Raw genomic sequence first — 20,927 nt, forward strand, 5'->3', positions numbered from 1 at the left:
GATGACACTGACCGTCCTCAAAAACGCCGACCATCTCGTCTGCATGGACGACGTACGCCGCGAGGTTCCCAACGCCGCGATCGCCTTCCGTAACGGCGTCATCGAAGCCGTCGGCCCGACGCACGAGCTTGCCGAACTCCTCACCCAGGCCAGCACCGTGATCGACGCCCGAGGCTGCGTCGTCACGCCCGGCCTCGTCAACACGCACCACCATCTCTTCCAATCCCTGACCCGCGCGGTCCCCGGCGCGACCAGTGCACCGCTGTTCGGCTGGCTCAAGCGCCTCTATCCGATCTGGGCGCAGTACCGCCCAGAGGACGTCTTCGCCGCGACCCAGCTCGGCCTCGCCGAACTGGCGCTGTCCGGTTGCACGCTCAGTTCCGACCATCTCTACCTCTTCCCGAACGGCGTGACGCTCGACGACACAATTGCCGCCGCCAGCGAAATCGGCATCCGCTTCCACCCCACGCGCGGCGCGATGAGCGTCGGTGAAAGCAAGGGCGGGCTCCCCCCGGACAGCCTCGTCGAGGACGAAGCCGCGATCCTCGCCGACACGATCCGCGTAATCGACCGCTTCCACGACCCCAGCGACGGCGCAATGATCCGCGTCGGCGTCGCCCCCTGCTCGCCCTTCTCGGTCAGCCAGGACCTGATGCGCGATGCCGCCCTGCTCGCGCGCGAAAAGCGCGTCATGCTGCACACCCACCTCGCCGAGGACGCCGACGACGTCGCCTTCTCGCTCGCCCGGTTCGGCTGCCGCCCAGGCGAGTACGCCGAACGCCTCGGCTGGACCGGCCCCGACGTCTGGCACGCGCACTGCGTCCAGCTCGACGCGCAGGAGATCGACCTCTTCGCGCGCACCCGTACCGGGATCGCGCACTGCCCGTGCTCGAACTGCCGCCTCGGCTCGGGCATCGCGCCGCTGAAGGCGATGGTCGACAAGGGCGTCCGCCTCGGCCTCGGCGTCGACGGCTCGGCGTCCAACGACAGCGGCAACCTGCTGCTCGAAGCACGCCAGGCCCTCCTGCTGCAACGCGCCATCGGCGGTGCAGCGGCGTTCGACCCACGCGACGCGCTCTTTCTCGCAACACGCGGCGGTGCCGGGATCCTTGGCCGCGACGATTGCGGCAGTCTCGAACCCGGCAAGCGCGCCGACATCGCGGTGTGGGATATGAGCGAGATTCATTCGCTCGGCAGCTGGGATCCGGTCGCAGCCCTGATCCTCAGTCCACCCCCAGGCGCCCGCGACGTCTTCGTCGAAGGTCGCGCCGTCGTCCGCGACCATGATCTCGTCCAAGCCAGCCGCCGGGAGATTCTTCGCGCGGCGGACCGCTCGCTCGTTCGGCTGAAAGGCTTGGCATGATCAAGCTAAACGTAAATCCTCCCCCGCCAGGGGGAGGTGGCGCCGAAGGCGACGGAGGGGGAGGACACGGAGCAGAGGTTTCTCTTACCGCCCCCTCCGTCAGGCTGACGCCTGCCACCTCCCCCTGGCGGGGGAGGATTGCTCGGATCAGGACACGCCCCCGCCGCCCCAAGATGACCCCGGACCAAGCCCGCGACCCCGATCATTTCCCCGGCCTGGCCGTCGCGATCCCGCTCGGCATCCAGCACGTCCTCGCGATGTTCGTCAGCAATCTCACCCCCGCGATCATCGTGGCGGGCGCAGCCGGGTTCGGGTTCGGCTCGGCCGACCCGCGCGAGCTGATTTACCTGATCCAGATGTCGATGCTGTTCGCCGGCATCGCCACGTTGCTCCAGACGATCGGCTTCGGCCCGATCGGTGCGCGCCTGCCGATCGTCCAGGGCACCAGCTTCGCGTTCCTCCCGGTGATGATCCCGATCGTCACCGGTCACGGCGTCGCGGCGATGGCCGAACTCACCACGGCCGCGCTCGTCGGCGGCCTCTTTCACACCTGCCTCAGCTTCTTCGTCGGCCGCATCCGCTTCGCACTGCCACCGATGGTCACCGGCCTGGTCGTGCTGATGATCGGCGTGTCGCTGATGCGGATCGGCGTACAATATGCCGCCGGCGGCGTGCCCGCGATCGGCACGCCGGCCTATGGCGCGGGCGCGAGCTGGCTGCTTGCCGGCACCGTCGTGCTGACCACGCTCGGTCTCAGCTTCTTCGCACGCGGTATCTGGTCGAGCGCCGCGGTGCTGCTCGGCCTGATCGCCGGTTACGCGCTCGCGGTCGCGATGGGCCGCGTGTCGATGGCGCCTGTGACGCAGGCCGGCTGGGTGATGCTACCCTCGCCGTTCCACTTCGGCTTCGCACTGTCGGCGTCGGCGATCATCGGCTTCTGCCTGATGGGGTTCATCTCCGCGATCGAGTCGATCGGCGCAGTCTCGGCGATCTGCGAGGGCACCGCGCTGCGGCCCGCCACCGACCGCGAGCTGATCGGTGCGACCTCCGCGGACGGCGTCGGCACCGCGCTCGCCGGATTGTTCGGCGCGATGCCGAACACCTCGTTCAGCCAGAATGTCGGCCTCATCGCGATCACCGGCGTGATGAGCCGCCACGTCGTCACAGTCGGCGCGGTGTTCCTCATCCTGTGCGGCCTCGCGCCGAAGATCGGCGCGCTCGTCACCACCATCCCGATCGAGGTGCTGGGCGGCGGCGTCATCGTGATGTTCGGCATGGTCGCCTCCGCTGCGATCTCGATCCTCTCCGCGGTAGCCTGGACGCAGCGTACGATGATGATCTTCGGCGTCGCGCTGTCGCTCGGGATAGGCCTGGAACTGGAACCCGGCGCGGTCTCGCACTTGCCGGAGACGTTGCGGATATTGCTGACCTCGGGTGTGCTTCCGGCGGCGGTGATCGCGGTGGTGCTGAACCTGGCGGTACCCGGCCGCACCGCTACGCCGACCGACTAATCCCTCAGCGAGCCTCTGCCTCGAACGCCGCCAGATCCCGCTCCAACGCAACCTGACGCGCCGCCTTCACACTACCGGCAACGAACGCCTCGCAAGCCGCAGCCTCGACCACCCGACACACCACGACCTTTGCTCCACCAGCGCGGTCAACCCAAAGACTAGCCCCCGGCAGGAAGCTATACTGCAACCCATCGCGCACGATCTGCTTCAGATCCGCATAGCGCAGCCCCTGCTCGGTCACCGCGCGGACATACTCGTTAGTCATGTCACTCCGCGACACACCCTCGTCGTCGGTCGACAGCACCACGGGCACCCCGGCCTCGCGGTACAGCGACAACGGATGCGCCGCGCCCTTCACGCCGAGGATGACCGCGTTGCTGGTGAGATTGATCTCCACCGCCACCCGGTCCCGCGCCATCCGCTTCAGCAACCCGGCCGCGTCCGTCTCGTAGGAAATGTCGATGCCGTGTCCGATCCGCCGAGCCCCCGCGACCTCCACCGCATCGCGGATATGGAATGCCAGCTCGCGTGGCGGGACCAGCCCAAGCGTCAGTTCCCCCGCGTGCAGCGATAGCGCAACCTTCGGATACCGCGCCTTCAGGAACGCGATCATCCGCATGTGCAGCGCATAGTCGCGCACCGCCACCGGATCATGCTCGGGCGCCGCGATGTTCACGCCCACAAAGCGCGCATCCGCCGAGACAAGCGCAAACCCGAACGCGAGTTGCGCAAACACTTGTGCCGCCGGCACCGTCCGGATCGCCGTATAGAGATAGCGCATCTCCACCGCGCACCCGGGCTTCGGCGTCGCGGTCGCACACCCGTCGATCCGCGCCAGCTCGGTATCGAACCCGTCATATTCCGCGCGCGCCTGCGCCACCGCGGCGGGCAGCAACGGCGTCAACCGCGCGAGCATCCCCGCAAAGTCGTTCGCATCTACGTCGCGCGTGTCCCCCAGCCGCGCGGCGAGCGTCGCCATCGCGCCCGATCCGCTGCCAAGCTCGACATAGCTCACCCGGTCCGCCGCCGCCTGCGCGCGCGTCAGCGACAGCGACTTCGCTTCGTTGCCCATCGCCGCCGGCCAGAACGCCCCGAACGTCGCGAAGAACCGGTCGTACCCGGACGTCTCCGGATCGCCGACCCCGCTCTCGAACCCGCGCGTCGACAGCGCGTCGATCATCTGGCTGTACCGCGGATACTCCCGTTCCAGCCCAGCCGCGGGTATCCGGTTCGGCGCGTCGCACGCCTTCTGGTCCGCCGGCTTGGCCACGATCCGGTGCGTATCGGTCGCGATGCACAGCCCATCGTCACCCGCCCAACGCAGGAAATCCTCCGCATAGATCGCGCCCCCGCTGTGGTTGTGCAGGTCGCCCCCCTTCGGCATCCGCTGCAGGAACATCCGCAACCGTGGCGGGCTCCCCGCGATCGTATCGAGATACGCCGCGGTCCGCGCCTCGTCCGACACCGCGCGCTTTGGAGCAGCCTCTGCCGCCGACGCGCACAATGCCAAGCCAATGCAACTCGCAGTCCACAATGAACGCATGACCAAATCTCGCGATATCAGAGCAATAGGATGCGAACCGGACACGCTGTCTTACGTCGCGATATCACTATCCGACGAAGCCGCCCCCCGCAGGCTCAGCGATAACCGGGCAACTCCGCCGCGTTCAACAGCAAACAAAGCCACGATCCATTGCCGAAATGAGCGCATCCGGACCGTTCGACGATCCTTCCTCGCCAAGGGCAGGTGATGACGCAGGCGACGGAAGCGGCGGACACACAACGGAGATTATCCCAGCGTCCTCGTCCGTCGGGCGACGCCTGCCGCCTCCCCCCTCGCGAGGGGGATTTCCAGAGCCCAATCACGTGGGCGGCAACTCCAGCCAGGTCTCGGCGCTCGCTCCGATATCGAAGTCGGGACGGACGAATAACCGGGCCTCGAAAGGCGGCTCAACCCACTCTTCTTCGTGACCAAGAGCGGCGCTCCTGCTACGATCGAACCAAGATGCACCTTTGCCGTCGCGTTACCGGCTTATTGCGGAAATCCCCGACTGCAGCATCGAGTGGCCGGATCAGGATGAAGGCCGTCCGCCGACGGTCTCGCCCAGCGTGGTCGCGAGGATCTTGATGACCCAGAAGCCGAGCGTCACCGCCGGCACCTTGATAAGGGCAGCACGGGCGGGGTCTGACAGGAGCATCGCGCGATCTCCAACGAACGGCGCGACGTCTAGACCTCCGCTCGGACCGCGAAAATAGGCGCCCGCGAACATTGGGAAATGGTATCGTCGCGAGCGCAACGCGATTGGGGCCCCGGAGGTCGGGGCGAGTATGCGGCGACTGTTTAGACGCTTTGTGCAACCTGCCGCCTGCATTCAACCGACAGGCGGACGGGCGCGTCTTTTGGGTGCACCGACGCGACCCCCGACTTGATTCAGTTCGGTGCGTCTGGCCCGTGCACCCTAATACCACGCACGGACGCATTGTTTCCACGCGGCGACCAACGTGCGTACCGACGGCATCGTTGCATGGGTACGGATGCCGGGAGTGCCCGGCATGAAACTCGTCAGGACTGCGTGCCAGCGTTCCTGCCATGATCTGGAAAGACACACCATGCCCCTCCCCTCGAAATTGAGCGTCGCCCAGGCGATGATCGTCACCGCAGCGACTGCCTTCAGCACGACGTTGTGCCTGCTGGCGGTCGTCGGTCCCGTCTACGAACGATCTGCGCACATGGCCTTGAGCAGCCCGCACATGCGCCCCAGCGCGCTTGCCTAGCCCACCGTCAACGGTGCCGAAAGGAATTGCCGGACATGCGCCACGAACGCCAGCGATGCGGGCTCTCGTCCGAGCAAGAGGTGGTTGTCGCTGTCGAGCGTGACGAACTCGGCGCCCGGTATCTCCGCGGCCAGCTCGCCACCAGTCGCCAGCGGAATACGACGATCGCCCCGCGCGTGCATCACGAGCGTCGGCGCCTGCACGTTCTTCAGGATCGGGCGCACGTCTATGTCGGCGAACACTTCGAGGTAGCGCGCGGCGTTCTCGGCGGAGACCGTCTGGCGCTGAAAAAGGTTGAACCAGTCGAGTTCCTCGGTGGTCGCGCTCGGCATGAAGGTCGCCGTCACGACCTGTCGATAAGCGGCATCCGTACGGCCCCAACCCTGTCGGACGCGACAAACGGATCGAGCCACAGCACTTCCATTACGAAAAGTTCGCGCCGAGCTGAGCATACCGCCAACACCGTCCCCCTGATGCCTCAGGAACCGATCCGGTAAGTAAGCGCCGTTTCAAACACCCGCGGTTGTGCATCACTCCGCAGACCGCACGTCTAGAAGAGCTTGCGCAGACCGAGCCGGACGGAGCGACCTAACGGATCGATGTACGCGGCCTGGAAACGGTTTGGGACCCGCCCGAGCCGGTCGCGCACATCGATCCGATCGTTCAACAGGTTCTCGACCGTGAACTGCAGCATCATGGTTTTCGCCCAAGGACGTTTGACGATCTGGTCGACCTTGAGCGATGCGTAGGGCACGAGCCACGTCCGCCCCGAAAAGCGAAGGTCCGACGCCGCCAGGTCGCTGCGAATTCGGGTCGGCCCCTGCAACCGGCCGTACAGCCCGATGTTCGCGGCCCCGAGCGATCCGCTGAGGTTCAGTTCGGTTTCCCAGCGGGGCCGCCCGCCGGTGCCGGTCAGCGTGTCGCCATCCAGCAGGTCCAGCGCCGGTAGATCGCTCCGCAACGACAGGCGATCGTCGAGCCGCCAGGTCGTGGTCATCGACACATAGATTTGCGGCCTGGGCTTGGGCGCGGCTGGCGGCGGGCTGTCCTTCGCGGCGGTGCCGACGGGCGGCGTCGGCGGCCGGGGGGTACGACCGATCGGCGTCGACACGCTGAGCGTGACCTGCATCTTCTTTTCGCGTTCGCGCGCGATGTTGACCGGCCTCAGGTCGGCACTGACAAGTTGGCCTGCGGCATTGCGCTGAAACGCGTCGGCGAACGCGGTCTGGAATGCCGCGGTGGCGCTGCCCAACGTCGCCGTCTGATTGCCGATGCGCGTTTCGAGATAATTGGCGGTAAGCCGCAGATCCTTTGCCTTGATCGGCGATACGGCCACGCCCAGCGTGACGATCCGTCGGCGTTCCGGGGCCAAGGCAGGGTTGCCGCCGGCGATCGTCGTGACGAGCACGCTGGTGCCGGTGGTGAAGTCGAAAAAGGGCGTGTTCGGCGTGGTGACCGTCGAATTGGTCAACAGCGCGATCGCCGGTGGGGTCTGCGCGTCGTTGACCGATGCGATCAGCTGGATCGGTTGCACCGGGGACCATGTCAGGCCATAGTTGGAACTGACCAGCCGACCATAATCGGACACGTCCGAGACACCGATCATCCCGTTGACCGACAACTGCCCGAGGAACGCGAGGACGTTCTGGTTGGCGGAGGCGATCGGAATATCCGCGTTGACGCTTGCCCCCTTCGTCGTGCGCGTGAGATCCAGCGTCGATTGCTGCAAACCCGGCAGGCTGCCCGAGCTGCTCGATCGTGCGTAATCGCCCGACAGCGTGATCTGCGCGTCGCCGGCCGGCAGCTTGACCAGCGGACCGTTCGCGACCGCCTTCGTCAGCAATGTGCCCGTCACGGTGCGGCTTCGATAGTCCTGACGCAGCGCGGCCGCCGCGGGGCTAAGCATCGCCAGCGGATCGCCGCCCGCATCGACAGAGGCCTGCAAGTCGTCGATCGGGACGCCTTGTTGCGACCGTGCCAGCCCGCGCACCCGGTCGTAGCTGGTCGTGACGTTCCACCCCCAGCGCCGGATACTGCCCTGCACCAGGCCAGAACCGTGCAGGGTCAGGCTCGCATTCCGCTGCCGGAGCACCGCGTCCGGCAGATAGCGGTAGAGCAAGACATCGCTGGCAAAGGGCAGCGCGCCGCTCCCTCCCGGTACGGTCAGCAGGGCGGGCGCCAGGCCGTTCAAACCAGTGCTCCGCTGCGCTTCCATCGACAGGTTGAGCGACCCACTCATCGACTTGCCGATCGGCGCGGCGACGGTGCCGTCGACAGAGATCCTGTCGCTACGCTGCTGGAGCGAGCGATACCGCCCGATATCGGTAACCGCAGGCGCCCCTGCGCCGGCGACGTATCCCGCCAGCGTCCGCTGACCTGCCGGGTCGTTCGGCACTGCGGCGATCGTAACCGGATTACCGACCAGCGCATCCAGCGCGGGATCGATACTCCCCCCGCCTACCCCCGTAACGTTGCCGCCAAGCGCATACAGCATGTCCGGATCGGGGACGATCGCACGTTCGCTTTGCAGGACCGGATTGAGCCGCAGATGCGACATGGTCAGCGTTGCGCGGCGCGGGCCGTCGATACGGGCGGCGGTTACCTCGACATAGTTCGTCTCGCCTCCGCCTTCCGTCGTGGTGCCGGTGGCCTGCTGATACGTGACCGCGCGAAACGTCTTTTTGGTGATGAAGTTCATCACACGAACGGTGGCGGGGAAACCGAAGCGTGCAGCCTCGGACTCCGGCAAGACCTCGATCTTCTCCATCGCCTCCTGCGGCAGGCTGTAGAGTTCGTTCATGCTCGACATCCGTCGGCCGTTGAGCAGATAGACCGGATCCCCGCCGCTTGCCGACGTCGTGAGCGTTTTCAGGCGTTCGAGCAAAGTCTTCAGATCGGTCGCGCCCAGCGCCTGGATCGCCGCCTGATCCAGGGTCGCGGTCGGATCTACAACACCAACCGCGCTGCCGGCAGTCCGCTGACCCGTGATGACGATCTCGTCCTGGCTGGAAGACGGTGCCTCCAGAGGTATATCCTGAGCCGATCCAGCGCCTGGTAATGCCACGCCCCCCGCAAGGCAGGCGAGCATTGTTCGAAAGGGGCGAACCTCTAACCCATAACTCACGAGACGCAGATCACGGTGGCAGGGGTGTCGATCATCGTCACGGTCTCGCGAGTGGGTCGATCAGGAGTGGAGCGAGCTATCGTGTCCGGAATGCGGCGCTTTCTGGCAACAGGAGAGGCATGAGCCTAGTTTGGTTCGTTCTCGATGCATTCCCCGCGCAAAAAGCGACCTTAGAAACGCCATTTGAACGTCACGGCCGCAGCGGGGGTCGTAGCGACGGGGCTCTGGTGTTGAATGACGTGGATGGCGGTCTCGGCGTTCAGCGGCCCTTTGAAATCCGCATCCAAGGGCTTGGCGGCAAATCCGCGTACGTCACCCAACCAGATGTCCATGCCTTTTGGCGCGCACACGATGATCTCGTCCGACTGTCCTCGGTCCAGGCACGTCAATACTTTTGGTCGCACCTTCGCCAGATCGAAATTCACGACGTCGGGGACGACCGTCAACGGGCCGGTCTGTGACGCCAGGGCTGCGACGATTAGAACAACTTCCATCCGAATCTCCCTGTTCTGGAACGCCTGTCGCCAGAGGGGCCGCAGAGTAGACAGTCCGCACGTAGTACATCTCGAAACGAAGTAGGCTGATCGTACCAGAGCGCGGATCATGCGAGGTGTTTAGGGCGATAAGGTGGCAGTTCGGGTGAAGCTTCAGAACAAGACCTCGTGTCGACGGAAGACGCATCAACAGCTATCCGCTGAGTCCTTCGCGCCGGCCGAGTTCAAAAACTCATTCACGGTCACGCGCCGGTCATCTCGGCTCTACCGCCCCGCGCCGCGCCTAGGATCGGTCGATCCTAATCCGGGTTTCGCAATTCGGCACGCCATCGCGTTCCCGGCCTGAAACACACCTGCTTCATCTCCTAGAGCTGGCGCAGAGCGCACGCAGGTTCGGCCCGTGCGACCCGCCATGCCTGGGTCGCAACCGTCGCCACAGCGATGACGAGCCCGAGCGCGCTGGCGCAGACGAAATAGATCGGCGAGAGGGCGATCCTGTCGTCGAACCCGCCCAGCCAGCGCGACATCGCGAGCCACGCGATTGGCCAGGCGATCGCGTTCGCAAGGAGGACCGGCTTGAGGAACTGGACCAGCAACAGCCGCATCACGTCGCGGGTCGAGGCCCCCAGCACCTTGCGGATACCGATTTCCTGGAACCTCCGCATGGTATCGAACGCCGCCAGGCCGTAAAGCCCCAGGCATCCGATCGCGACCGTCAGCACCGCGCCGGTCGTGAACAGCCGCGACTGCTGGACGTCCTGGCGATAATAGGATTCGTACAGTTTCTGATCGACCGTGATTGCGCCCGACAGCACATTCGGAGCCAGGCGACGCCATACCGATTCGACCTGCGCAAGCACTCCTGCGACGTCGCTATTGGTGCGAATGACGAGGACCGGGGCTGCGCCGCCATCTGTTCGATAGCTGTACGAGACAGCGTTGAGCGGCTCGCGCGGCGTGGCGAAACGCATGTCGCCGACGACGCCGATGATCCGCGCCGTCCGGTCGCCTTGTGCAATGACCTGTCCGACGGCGGCGGCGGGAGTTGCAAAGCCCAGACGCTGGATCGCCGTGCGGTTGAGGATGACATTGTGATCGCGCGTCTCCTTGCCCTCATCGTCCTGCTCCTCGTCGATCGCGAAGCGGCCTGGGTCAAATCGGCGACCGGCGAGCAGCGCGACGCCGTAAGTTTCGAAAAAACGCTCGCCGACCGTCGCCTGGAGGATCATCGGCGGTTCGTCGGTGGCGCCGGCACGGTGCATGGCGCTGATCGAATAGCTACCTCCAGTGGGTGCGATGCCGCTGGTTGTGGTTGCGGCGACCCCCGGAGTGGCGCGGATCGCGGTTACAAGCGCCGTGCGTTGCGCGCGATCGACCGCCGCAGCACCATATCCCGGTACCATGATCAAACCGTGGCGTGCGAAACCGATATCGGCGTTCTGGACGTGCCGCGTCTGCGCGACGAGTATTCCGGTGCCGATCATCAGTGCGATTGCGATCCCGAACTGAAAAACGACCAGCGTCTTGCGTAACCGCGCGCCCGGACGATCGCCGCCTGGCGTCCGCGCCGCCGCCAGCACGGCCGCGGGTTGAAAGCGTGAAATCACGAAGGCAGGATGGAACCCGGCGAGAACCGACACCGTCATGATCACCAGCGCCAGCGGGACCAAGATCGAGTCCGATCCCCAATAGACGATCGTTAGGTCGGTGCCGCCGGTGGCGTTGACGAAGGGCAGCGCGATCTCGGCAAGCGCCAACCCGATCAGCGTCGCCAGCGTCACCGCGATCAACGCCTCGCCGAGCAACTGCACGACGAGTGCGCCACGGGTCGCGCCGACGACCTTGCGAAGCGCAATCTCACGCGCGCGAAGCCCGGCACACGCGGTTGCGAGATTGATGTAGTTGATCACCGCCAGCAGCAGCGTGACGGTGCCTACCGTGCCGAGTACGGTCACGACCGTCCCGACGGTGCCCGCAGCAAGATGCACGCTGGCGAGCGGCACGATGCCGGTCTTGGCTATATCGACCATGCCGGCCGGAAAATCGGGATCGGGGTGGCGTTTGACGAACGCCGCCAGTCCGCGCTTTACGCGTGCGGCGGCGGCATCGTCGGGAAATGCCAAGAAAGTCCGGAAGCCCTTGCCACGCTGTGCCGTCGCATCGGGTGGAACGGCCGTGAACAGGTCGCTGGCGTAGGATATGTTGCCCGGCAGCGGCTGCAACACGGCCCCGACCCGGTACAGATGGGGCGCACCATCGAACAGGACGGTCAGCGTTCGCCCGATCGAGGAGCCGTCGCCGAAATATGTCCGTGCGGCAGCGGTGGTGATGACGATGCCATCGGGCCGCGCGAGCGCGGCGACCGGATCGCCTTCGGCCGACGGAAACGGGAAGAGCTGGAAGTAGGCCGGGTCGACCTGTCCCATCGTTTGCGCAATGCTTACCGTACCGTTCTGCACCGCGACGTCGTACTGGAGCAATCGCGCACCGCTCGTGCCGGGATAGTCGGCCTTCATCTGCGCCAACATCGGCGGCAGCGAAGGGATGTCGACCTTCGGATTGCCGGGAAACTGGAGTGTCCGCTCGACCATCCAGACCCGCTCCCATCCCGGCAACACGCGATCGTACCCCGTCTCGAACCGGACGTAGAGGAACAGCACCAGGAACACCGCGATGCCGAGCGCAAGCCCGCCGATGTTGAGGATAGCGTACAGTCGATGCCGGGTCAGCGAGCGGTACAAGGCGAGCAACATCGACCGGCCCCTATTCGTGGCGCAGCGCGCGGGCTGGCTCGGCGCGCGCAACGCGCCATGCCTGGCCGAAGACGGTTGCGGCGGCGATCAGCACCGCGGCGAGCGAGGCGCCGACGAAGAACAGCGGCGACAGCGCGATCCGGTCGTCGAACCCACCGAGCCAGCGCTGCATCGCGACATAGGCTAGCGGCCACGCGACCAGGTTCGCGAGGATCACCGGCCGCATGAACTGACCGATCAACAGCCGCAGCACCTCCGCCGTCGACGCGCCGAGCGTCTTGCGGATGCCGATCTCCTTCACGCGCCGCGACGTGTCAAACGCCGCGAGCCCGTACAGCCCGATACACCCGATCAGGATCGCCAGCACCGCGCCGATCGTGAACAGCCGCGATCGCTGGGCATCCGCCTTGTAATAGCGCGCGAACAGGTTGTCTTCGACCGAGCGCGCCTGGAACGGAACACCGGGCACGACGCGCTTCCACGCCGCATCGAGCGCCGCCATCATCGTCTTCGCGTCGGCACCGGCATAGCGGACCGCTGCGAACGGCGAGAGAATGTCGACCGTGTTGTAGGTATAGGCGACCGGGTCGACCCGGTCGCGCGGACTCCTGAATCGCAGGTCGTCGACCACGCCGATGATCGTCGAGTCCCGCTCGCCGTCATTGATCGCCTGCCCCAGTGCCGCCGTCGGCGACGCGAAGCCCAGCGCGGTTACCGCCGTCCGGTTTATCACGACGTTGGGCCCCGCCCGCTTGCGTTCGGCGGCCGTCAGCAGACCGCGGTCATCGGCATGCGCGGCATCGAACAGGCGCCCCGCGACGAGGCGCGCACCGTACACGCGGAAATAGTCGCGGCCGGTACCGACGTCCATCAGCGATATCTTGCCGCCGGACGATCCTGCCCGGCTGTATCCTGAGAAATTGGTCGTACTCTGGTCACCCGGAGCGTTGTTGGCGACGGTGACTCCGGAGACGCCCGGTACCAACGCAAGACTGCGCAGGATCGCCGCGCGCTGCGGCACGTCGATCCCACCGGTCATCAGCGAGCGGACGATCATCAGTCCGTCGCGGCGGAAGCCAAGATCGGCGTCGCGCATATGCGCGGTCTGCCGGAGCATGATGCCGGTCGCGATGGCGAAGGCGATCGCGATCGCGAACTGCACGATCACCAGCGCGCTCCGCAGCCGCGTTCCACTACGCCCGCCACCGGGCGCACGGGTGGATGCGAGCACCGAGGCCGGGCGAAACCCGGACAGCACGAACGCCGGATAGATCCCAGCGACCAGCGCGATGCCCAATACGAGCGCGACCAGCGGCAGGACCACGCCATTCCATCCGACATAATGGATCGCCAGCGCCGTCCCGCCGAGCGCGTTGACGAACGGCAGCGCGACCTCGGCAAGTGCGAGCCCAATCAGCGCCGCCACCGCGACGGTCGCCAGCGCCTCGCCGAGGAACTGGCGCACCAGCGATCGTCGCGTGCCCCCCAGTACCTTGCGCATCGCCACTTCGCGCGCGCGCAGCCCTGCCCGTGCGGTCGCCAGATTGACGTAGTTCACGATCGCGATCAGCAGCGTCAACAGCCCGACCGCACCCAGCGTGGTGACGATCGCACGGTCGCCTGGACTGTACAGGTGCATCGCGGTCAGCGGCCGCAACGACTGGAAATACTCGCCTTTCTTCAGGTTCCCACCAGCATAGGCGTGACGATCGAGGAACGCGGGCAACTGCGCCTCAAACGTGCGTGCCGCAGCCGTATCGGGAAAGCGCAGCAGCGTGGCGAGCGAGGCGCTGCCCCAGTGATCCCACCATTCGTTGCCGAACCGCGCAGGCGCCAGTTGCGCGAACATCTCGTCCTTGAACGTGACGTCGTCAGGCATGTCGCGCAGCACCGCACCCACGCGGTAAGGATAGGTCTTGCCGTCGATCGCCAGCTGCAAGGTCTGGCCGATCGCCGGCTGGCTGCCGAAATACTTCCGCGCGGCGCGTTGCGTGACGACCAGCCCGTTAGGATCGGCGAGCGTCGCGGTGGGATCGCCCGCGATCGCGGGAAACCGCATCAGCTCGAAGAAGTTCGGATCGACCGTGCCGAGCTCCTCGGCGGTCGCCTGCCCGCCCTGTTGCACGGTCGCCGCCGTGCCGACGTAGCGCGTCCCGACGAGTTGCCGATAATCGGCGCGCAACTGCTTGAGCTCGTTGCCCATCGTGTTCGGACTGGTGTCCGCCGGATAGCCCGGCATCACATAGCGCTCCTCGATCACCCACAGCCTGTCCTGCTGCGGCAGCACCCGGTCGTACCCGGTCTCGAACCGCACGAAGAGGAACAGGACGAAGAACGTCGCGATCCCCAGCGCCAGCCCGCCGATGTTGAGGACCGCGAACAGCCGGTGATGCGCGAGCGAACGATAGAGACTGGTGAGCGCGGACATGGCGGTTCCTTCAGGCGTCGCTTGCGGGATTGGGGCCGGGCTTGAAGCCAGGTTTAGTCGCCGCGAGATGGCGGACGAGCACCATCACGAGCAGCAGCAGGACGAGCGTCTGGAGCGAGCGGCGCATCATGCCGCGCGCCTTGCGGACGAGAGGATCCTGCCGTCGAGCATGTGCACCGTCCGCTTGGCGATGTCGGCGTGTGACGGGCTGTGCGTGACCATCACGATCGTCGCGCCCTCCGCGTTCAGCCGGCCCAGGATGTCCATCACCTGCGCGCCGTTTTCGGTATCCAGATTGCCGGTCGGCTCGTCGGCGAGGATCAGGCGAGGCTCGCCGACAATCGCGCGGGCGATCGCCGCACGCTGTTGCTGGCCGCCCGACAATTGGTGCGGGTGGTGCCGCTGGCGGTGCGCGATGCCGACCCGGTCCATCGCCGCCGCCACGCGATCCTTCTTCTCGCGCGCGGGCATCGTCCGATAGGCCAGCCCGAGCGCGACGTTCTCGGCGATCGTCAGTTCGTCGATCAGGTTGAAACTCTGGAACACGAAGCCCAGCCGGTCTCGGCGCAGCTTGGCGAGCTCGGCTTCCGGCGCGCGCGCGATGTCCGCGCCCTCGAACAGATACCGTCCGCCCGTAGGCCGGTCGATCGTGCCGATGATGTTGAGCAAGGTCGATTTGCCACAACCCGACGGCCCCATGATCGCGACGAATTCGCCCGCCTCGACCGCGAGGTCGATGCCGCCGAGTGCGGTCGTCTCGATCTCGTCGGAGGCATAGGTGCGGCTGAGGTCCTGTAGCTGGATCATGATGGAATCCTATCGGATGAGGAGGGTCTGGAAGGGGGCGTAGGTGCCGAGCGCGGTCGTCACGATCCGCTCGCCGGGTGCGAGGCCCAAGACGATCTCGACCTGATCGGGATTGCGCCGGCCGGTGACGATCGCGCGCCTGACGGCCTTCTTGTCGCCATCGAGCACGAAGGCGGTGGTGCCGCCCGCGTCGAGCCAGCCGCCCGACGGTGCGACCACCGCAGGCCGGTCCGCGCCAAGCACGAGCCGCACGTCGAGCGTCTGGCCGCGGTTCAGTCCGGCCGGCACGGCTCCGCGAAAACCGAGCTCGACGCGGAACCGGCCTTCGGTAACCTGCGGCAGGATCTTGATGACCGACATCGGATAGCTGCGTCCGTCGATATCGGCGACTGCGGCGAGCCCCGCGCGGACGCGCCCGAGATAGAACTGGTCGACGTCCGCCGTGAGCTTCCACTGTCCCTCGGAGTCGATCTGCCCGACCGGATCGCCGCTCTTGAGCGTCTGGCCTGGTTGCAGCGCGAAGGCGGTCAGACGCCCCGCGACGGGCGCGCGCAGCACCAGCGCGGACAGGCTCGCACGCACCATCGCGAGGCTCTCGCGCAACTGCCGCGCGGTCGCGGCGATCCCCGAGGACTGGTCCGCCAGCGTCGCGCCGGCCTCCGCGGTCCCGCGATCGAGCGCCCCGACGCGCGCCTGCTGATACCCGACATCCTCGCGCACCGGATCGATCGCTGCGCGCGTGATGATCCCCTTGTCGAACAGCACCTGTTTCTGCGCGAGCAGCGTCCGCGCCTTGGACAGCGCGTTGCGTGCCTCCGCCAGGTCGCGCGCGCCGTCCTGCCGGGTGTTCTGCACCGACAGCCGCTGCCCGCTGATCGCGCTCAACTGTCCGACGATATCGGCGGACCGGCTTGCCACGTCCAGTTCGAGCGAAGGGTTGGAGAGACGCGCGAGCGGGGTACCGGCGGCGACCATCGCGCCGTCGCTCGCGGCGAGTTCGGCGACCTGCCCGCCAGAGATCGCGGTCACGAACACGGTCCTCAACGGCGCGACCTCGGCGCGCAGCGGCACGAAGTCGCGGAACGGCGCGCGCGTGACGTCGCCTGTTCGGACCGCGGCCGCATCGACGGTCAGCGCATTGGCACCCGGCATGAGCAGCCACAACAGCACCGCGGCCGCGACCAGCACGAATGCGATCGCACCGCGCACGATCCGCTTGCGGCGTTTCGCATGCGGGCGCTCGATACGCCGATCCATCGCGGCGCCGTTTCCGGCCAGGGTCGTCTCCGTCATGCGAACAGTGTACGGGATCGACTCCAGAGAACCTAAGCCACGGTAATATCGCGATAGTTATCCGCGCCAAGGTCGTGGCGAACACCTGACTGTACCGACTGTCCGTTTCCGGACACTATGCCGAGCATGTCAACCGAATCGCACATCCTGGTCATCGACGACGATCCCGACATCGCAAAGGCCGCGCGGCTGTTGCTCGAGCGGCACGAGATGCGCGTGTCGACCGCGGCAGATCCGGAGGCGGCCTGGGTGCTGCTCGCGGGCGACCCGATCGACGTCATCCTGCTCGACCTGAATTTCGCACGCGGGCGGACCACCGGCGAGGAGGGCTTCGCGATGCTCGACCGGCTGATCGCAGCGGACGCGCGTGCGGTCGTCATCGTCGTCACGGGGCATAGCGGGATCGCGGTGGCGGTCCGCGCGATGCGCAGCGGCGCGACCGATTTCGTGATCAAGCCGTGGAACAACGAACGCCTGCTGACCACGGTCGAGCGCGGGCTGGCGCTGCGCCGCGCGAAGCTGGAGACCGCCGCGACACCGCCGGTCGCGGGCGGCGTCCTGCTCGGCGAGAGCGCTGGGATGGCGCGCGCCCGCGATCTGGTCGCGCGCGTCGCGCCGACCACCGCCTCGATCCTGATCCACGGCGCGCCCGGCACCGGCAAGACGCTGATCGCGCAGCTGATCCATCAGGCATCGCCCCATGCGCATCTACCGCTCGTCACGCTCGACGCCGAAGCCGCAGATGCCGCCGTCATCGCCGCGCAGACCGCCGCAGCCGCGGGCGGCACGCTGGTCATCGACCATATCGACCGCCTGCCCCGCGCGCTCCATGCGACGCTCCTGAACGCAATTGCCAGCACCCGCGTCGTCGCGACGACGCGGGTCGACCGCGCCGGTATCCGGGCGGCGATCGGCGAAGACCTGCTCGACCGGGTCGGCACGATCGACATTGCGCTATCCCCGCTCACCGACCGCGCCGACGACGTACTGCTGCTCGCAAGGCATTTCCTCGCGCTGTTCGCCTATCGCCACGCAAAGCCGACCATGGCACTCGACCCTGCCACCGCCACCGCGATCGCGGCGGATCGCTGGCCCGACAACGTCCGCGGCCTGCGCCAGGCGATCGAGCGCGCGGTGTTGCTCGGCAGCGACGACGTCATGCTTTCGCCCGATACCGCCGAGCCGACGCCGCTCGCCCCCGACCTGTCGCTGGCGCGCAACGAGCAGGCGCTGATCACCGCCGCGCTCGAACGCCAAGCCTTCAACGTCAGCCGCGCCGCCGCACAGCTCGGACTGACCCGCGCAGCCCTCTATCGCCGGATGGCACGCTATGGCCTCTGATCGCCTCCGTGCCACGCTACGCGCGCTGGTGGTCGCCGCAGCCGGTGCCGCCGGCGCAGTAGCGGCTACACGCGGCCTGTATGCGACCGCGTTACTCGCCGCGCTGATCGCGGTCTGGATCGCCGCGCTCAACCTGATCGACACCGGCCAGCCGCAGGCACAATCGCCGTCCCCGCCCGCCCCCATCACCGCCGGCGAAGAGGAACGCCGCCGCCTGACCGCCTATCTCGATCTCTCGCCGGCACCACTGGTGGCGCTCGACGACGGCCGCCTGCGCGTCGTCAACCGCGCCGCGCGGCGTCTGCTCGGCGCGAGCGACCTCGTCGCCGATCCGCCGCCCGCGCTCGTCGCCGCGCTGTCGGACACCCGCCCCGGCCGCACCGTCACGATCGATATTGGAGACGAGAGCGACCTCCGAAGCTTTCGCGCTGGCCACCGGCGATCTTGCGCTCGCAGGCCGGATGACGCGGATCGGCGCGCTGATTGACATCGACGCCGAACTGAAAGCCGCCGAAGCCGCCGCGCTCCGCGATCTCGTTCAGGTATTGAGCCACGAGATCGTCAACGCGCTCACCCCGATCGCCTCGCTCGCCGAGACCGCGGTGGCGATGCTCGACGATCCCCAGCCGGCACTGCCCGAGATTCGCGACGCGATCGAGACCGTCGCGCGCCGCGCTGCAAGCCTGCACCGGTTCGGCGAGAGCTACCGAGCGCTCGCGAGGCTGCCCGCGCCCGTACCGAAGCGGATCGCTTTGACCACGTTCGTGAACGATTTGAGAGCGTTGTTCACGACAAGATGGCCGGCGATAACCTTTACGGCAGACCTCGATGAGGCACAGGCCTATCTGATGGCCGATCCGGATCAATTGACCGCGGCGCTTTGGGCCGTGCTGCAGAACGCCGCCGAGGCGCTGCACGACACGCCTGACGCGCGGGTCACGCTTGCCGTCTCGTCGATGGTCGGCAGAACGCAATTTACGATGACCGACACCGGCCCCGGCATTCCCGCTGGAAACCAGGCCGACATCTTCCGCCCGTTCTTCACCACCAAGACGGAGGGCACGGGTGTGGGTCTGGCGCTCGCTCGGCAGATTCTCCGCGGCCACAACGGCGATCTCAGTCTCGCGCATTCTCTGCCCGGCAGAACGCGGTTCGAGGGCGCAATTCCTTCCATTGCAGCCAGCTGGATTACCCAATGACAGACACGGGAGCGTCCAACGCTCGATCCGGCGAGCGCCAGCACCGTCTTAGCCGCCAGGCCCCCCACTCAGATCTCCGACGCATTGCATCTCGGCATCGCCTGCCGCCATCTGTCTGAGCTTCCGCGCCTGCGCGGCCACTCCAGGGAACAGCAAGTCGGGATCGATCTTGTAGGTGATTATCAGGTGAACCGCCCAAGCATAATGACTCGCACCTGCGCCGCAGCTTTTGCTGCTGGCGTCACCCTCGCCCCATACCTCGCGCCACGGTATCCGCGCCTCCCGGGTAAGGATGCTTCGAAATGCGCCGACTTCGCCCTCGCCCTGAACGTAGGCGATAGCTCGCGGCCCGTTCCGGACCATACGAAAGTCGCGGATGCGGAAGCGCGCCTCCGACCGTGCATCACCGTGGTGCAGCACCTTCAGGATAGCCGCACGTTCGGGGCTGCCCGGCGCGGGCGTGAAGACGGCGGGCCCGCTTGCAGGTGCCAGGACGAGGGCAAGAAGCAGCGTCGCTGTGCTGACCAGAAAAGAGGGGATCATAGGCTGCTCGTATCAGGGTCCAGGCGGCGGTGGACTGGCTTAATATGCGATTGTTCCGCGGCTTCGGCCCCTGCGATTGGAATCGCTCTGATTGTGGCGATACCGTACAGCCAACGCCCCAACTCCTTTTGATGGACATGCGTTGATGCTCGGCTTCCCCGTCCTGGCCGTGATACTTACCCTCTCAGTGCTGCCCGCGAGCGCTGCTGCCGCACGCGAGACGGTGTACGAAGGGGTGGTCGGCACCGCCCGCGTCGTCGTGAATGTCGGGGTAACCGAGGGGGAGTTGTCCGGACAGTATTTCTACCGAACATCGCGGCTCGACATCGATCTTTCCGGCAAGATGGTCGGTACCACCCTGCGCCTGAAATCCCGAACGACGGGCGACCAACTGGCCCTGACTCGACAGGGTGCGAACCTCACCGGTACGCTGACGACGTCCAAGGCGCGGCGCCTTGCGGTGAGCCTGCATCCGGCAGGCGTTCCGGTCGGGCTCCCCGACGATCTGCCGCCCAAGCTGACCGCCTACGAACGTTGGCATTTCGCCGGGCTCCGCTTCACGCCCGCGCAAAGCGAGACGATCGGCGGCAAGACCATTCGCTGGTACCGCGAGCCGCTGTCCGGCATCCGACTGTTCCGGCTCGAACGCGGCTATCCGGTGCCGGCAATGGCTGCGGTCAACCATGCGCTGGCCCGAAGCCAGTGGCAGAACGTGGCAGCGTGGTTTGCCTGTACCGACCTGGGCGGGAAGCCCGGCATCGAGGTGACGCAGGCGGACAAGCCTTGGCTCGGTGTGAATCATATGAGCTATGTGTGGATCTCGAGCTGGAGTTGTGCTGGCGCCGCGCATCCGGATTTCGGAAGCCAGGGCTACAGCTATGACATGCGCACCGGGCGCGCGCTGAAGCTGGACGAGTTACTGCACTTCGGATCGGGTCCCATTCCTGCTGAAGACAGCGACGGCTGGTACAAGTATCGCGGCAAAAACTTCGCTCCAGGCGTGGTCGCATTGCTCAAGCGCTATCAGCCCGACGAGATGGCGCCGCCGGGGACGAGCGATGACGAGTGCAATTATGCGGACCCGGAGGTGTGGCAATTCCCAGCCTGGGCTCTGTCGGACAAGGGACTGTGGCTAGGCGCGTACTTCGCACGAGCGCAACGGCCTTGCGACGCCCCGGATTGGGCGATCATACCCTGGCCTGCGCTAGGCTTCCCTTCCGGCAAGCGACCCTAGCTAACACAGTTGGCTGCGCTGCTTGGGGGCTGGAGCTCTGATAACCGGCCGTACAGCCCCCC

At 66.6% G+C, this 20,927-nt stretch carries 17 protein-coding genes; 7 read left to right on the forward strand and 10 right to left on the reverse strand.

The window, feature by feature from the left end:
• The first annotated feature begins 1 nt into the window (after position 1).
• Both C8J45_RS07130 and C8J45_RS07135 read left to right on the forward strand, forming a co-directional pair.
• Positions 2-1,363 carry an 8-oxoguanine deaminase gene (locus C8J45_RS07130; RefSeq protein WP_107962566.1) on the forward strand — a complete coding sequence of 454 codons (1,362 nt, stop codon included), beginning with the start codon at positions 2-4 and terminating at the stop codon, positions 1,361-1,363.
• Between the two features lie 173 nt (positions 1,364-1,536).
• Complete coding sequence (locus tag C8J45_RS07135; RefSeq protein WP_107962567.1) at positions 1,537-2,874, forward strand: nucleobase:cation symporter-2 family protein; 1,338 nt, start codon at positions 1,537-1,539, stop codon at positions 2,872-2,874.
• 4 nt (positions 2,875-2,878) lie between these two features.
• Here C8J45_RS07135 and C8J45_RS07140 read toward each other — a convergent pair whose 3' ends face one another.
• Positions 2,879-4,384 (reverse strand): adenosine deaminase, encoded by a 1,506-nt coding sequence (locus C8J45_RS07140; protein WP_258191342.1) that lies wholly within the window; start codon positions 4,382-4,384, stop codon positions 2,879-2,881.
• Between the two features lie 562 nt (positions 4,385-4,946).
• Positions 4,947-5,072 (reverse strand): hypothetical protein, encoded by a 126-nt coding sequence (locus C8J45_RS19540; protein ID WP_258191353.1) that lies wholly within the window; start codon positions 5,070-5,072, stop codon positions 4,947-4,949.
• 412 nt (positions 5,073-5,484) lie between these two features.
• Here C8J45_RS19540 and C8J45_RS19110 point away from each other — a divergent pair, with 412 nt between their 5' ends.
• Entirely contained in the window at positions 5,485-5,649 is a 165-nt protein-coding gene (locus tag C8J45_RS19110; protein WP_181321138.1) for a hypothetical protein, read from the forward strand.
• On the opposite strand, the gene C8J45_RS07155 is transcribed toward C8J45_RS19110, so the two are convergent.
• The 7 genes from C8J45_RS07155 to C8J45_RS07185 all read right to left on the reverse strand — a co-directional run bounded on the left by C8J45_RS07155 (position 5,646) and on the right by C8J45_RS07185 (position 16,548).
• Positions 5,646-5,996 (reverse strand): alpha/beta fold hydrolase, encoded by a 351-nt coding sequence (locus C8J45_RS07155; protein WP_107962571.1) that lies wholly within the window; start codon positions 5,994-5,996, stop codon positions 5,646-5,648. The two genes, C8J45_RS19110 and C8J45_RS07155, sit on opposite strands and share 4 nt — an antisense overlap.
• A gap of 203 nt (positions 5,997-6,199) precedes the next feature.
• Positions 6,200-8,713: a TonB-dependent receptor domain-containing protein gene (locus C8J45_RS07160; RefSeq protein ID WP_258191343.1), complete on the reverse strand. Its 2,514-nt coding sequence runs from the start codon at positions 8,711-8,713 to the stop codon at positions 6,200-6,202.
• Positions 8,714-8,943: 230 nt separating this feature from the next.
• Positions 8,944-9,378 (reverse strand): hypothetical protein, encoded by a 435-nt coding sequence (locus tag C8J45_RS07165; protein ID WP_107962572.1) that lies wholly within the window; start codon positions 9,376-9,378, stop codon positions 8,944-8,946.
• A 254-nt stretch (positions 9,379-9,632) separates the two neighbouring features.
• Positions 9,633-12,020, reverse strand: coding sequence for an FtsX-like permease family protein (locus C8J45_RS07170; RefSeq protein WP_107962643.1), 2,388 nt, complete (start codon positions 12,018-12,020; stop codon positions 9,633-9,635).
• 10 nt (positions 12,021-12,030) lie between these two features.
• Positions 12,031-14,448, reverse strand: a complete 2,418-nt coding sequence (locus C8J45_RS07175) for an ABC transporter permease (RefSeq protein ID WP_107962573.1) — start codon at positions 14,446-14,448, stop codon at positions 12,031-12,033.
• 126 nt (positions 14,449-14,574) lie between these two features.
• Positions 14,575-15,255: an ABC transporter ATP-binding protein gene (locus tag C8J45_RS07180; protein WP_107962574.1), complete on the reverse strand. Its 681-nt coding sequence runs from the start codon at positions 15,253-15,255 to the stop codon at positions 14,575-14,577.
• Positions 15,256-15,264: 9 nt separating this feature from the next.
• The gene (locus C8J45_RS07185; protein ID WP_258191344.1) at positions 15,265-16,548 is read right to left on the reverse strand and encodes an efflux RND transporter periplasmic adaptor subunit; all 1,284 of its coding nucleotides are present in this window, start codon (positions 16,546-16,548) and stop codon (positions 15,265-15,267) included.
• A 126-nt stretch (positions 16,549-16,674) separates the two neighbouring features.
• Between C8J45_RS07185 and C8J45_RS07190 the strand changes: the two genes are divergently transcribed.
• The 3 genes from C8J45_RS07190 to C8J45_RS19550 are packed head-to-tail and all read left to right on the forward strand — an operon-like array spanning position 16,675 to position 19,088.
• A complete protein-coding gene (locus C8J45_RS07190; protein ID WP_107962645.1) occupies positions 16,675-17,889 on the forward strand; it encodes a sigma-54 dependent transcriptional regulator in 1,215 nt (404 codons plus the stop codon).
• Positions 17,879-18,376, forward strand: coding sequence for a PAS domain-containing protein (locus C8J45_RS19545; RefSeq protein WP_258191345.1), 498 nt, complete (start codon positions 17,879-17,881; stop codon positions 18,374-18,376). Before C8J45_RS07190 ends, C8J45_RS19545 begins: the two co-directional genes overlap by 11 nt.
• Positions 18,351-19,088 (forward strand): PAS domain-containing sensor histidine kinase, encoded by a 738-nt coding sequence (locus C8J45_RS19550; RefSeq protein WP_258191346.1) that lies wholly within the window; start codon positions 18,351-18,353, stop codon positions 19,086-19,088. The genes C8J45_RS19545 and C8J45_RS19550 overlap by 26 nt, the downstream gene beginning before the upstream one ends.
• Before the next feature lie 48 nt (positions 19,089-19,136).
• On the opposite strand, the gene C8J45_RS07200 is transcribed toward C8J45_RS19550, so the two are convergent.
• Positions 19,137-19,631 (reverse strand): hypothetical protein, encoded by a 495-nt coding sequence (locus C8J45_RS07200; RefSeq protein WP_107962575.1) that lies wholly within the window; start codon positions 19,629-19,631, stop codon positions 19,137-19,139.
• 142 nt (positions 19,632-19,773) lie between these two features.
• Here C8J45_RS07200 and C8J45_RS07205 point away from each other — a divergent pair, with 142 nt between their 5' ends.
• Positions 19,774-20,865, forward strand: a complete 1,092-nt coding sequence (locus C8J45_RS07205) for a hypothetical protein (protein ID WP_146168574.1) — start codon at positions 19,774-19,776, stop codon at positions 20,863-20,865.
• Positions 20,866-20,927 lie beyond the last annotated feature (62 nt).

This window comes from Sphingomonas sp. PP-CE-3G-477 (assembly GCF_003050745.1).
Classification (GTDB): Bacteria; Pseudomonadota; Alphaproteobacteria; order Sphingomonadales; family Sphingomonadaceae; genus Sphingomonas.

Coding starts and splice junctions, on each gene's coding strand:
- C8J45_RS07130 (WP_107962566.1), top strand. CDS start 2: ATGACACTGACCGTCCTCAAAAACGCCGACCATCTCGTCTGCATGGAC.
- C8J45_RS07190 (WP_107962645.1), top strand. CDS start 16,675: ATGTCAACCGAATCGCACATCCTGGTCATCGACGACGATCCCGACATC.
- C8J45_RS07185 (WP_258191344.1), bottom strand. CDS start 16,548: ATGACGGAGACGACCCTGGCCGGAAACGGCGCCGCGATGGATCGGCGT.
- C8J45_RS07175 (WP_107962573.1), bottom strand. CDS start 14,448: ATGTCCGCGCTCACCAGTCTCTATCGTTCGCTCGCGCATCACCGGCTG.
- C8J45_RS07200 (WP_107962575.1), bottom strand. CDS start 19,631: ATGATCCCCTCTTTTCTGGTCAGCACAGCGACGCTGCTTCTTGCCCTC.
- C8J45_RS19540 (WP_258191353.1), bottom strand. CDS start 5,072: ATGCTCCTGTCAGACCCCGCCCGTGCTGCCCTTATCAAGGTGCCGGCG.
- C8J45_RS07180 (WP_107962574.1), bottom strand. CDS start 15,255: ATGATCCAGCTACAGGACCTCAGCCGCACCTATGCCTCCGACGAGATC.
- C8J45_RS07165 (WP_107962572.1), bottom strand. CDS start 9,378: ATGATCCGCGCTCTGGTACGATCAGCCTACTTCGTTTCGAGATGTACT.
- C8J45_RS19550 (WP_258191346.1), top strand. CDS start 18,351: ATGACGCGGATCGGCGCGCTGATTGACATCGACGCCGAACTGAAAGCC.
- C8J45_RS19110 (WP_181321138.1), top strand. CDS start 5,485: ATGCCCCTCCCCTCGAAATTGAGCGTCGCCCAGGCGATGATCGTCACC.
- C8J45_RS07135 (WP_107962567.1), top strand. CDS start 1,537: ATGACCCCGGACCAAGCCCGCGACCCCGATCATTTCCCCGGCCTGGCC.
- C8J45_RS07170 (WP_107962643.1), bottom strand. CDS start 12,020: ATGTTGCTCGCCTTGTACCGCTCGCTGACCCGGCATCGACTGTACGCT.
- C8J45_RS19545 (WP_258191345.1), top strand. CDS start 17,879: ATGGCCTCTGATCGCCTCCGTGCCACGCTACGCGCGCTGGTGGTCGCC.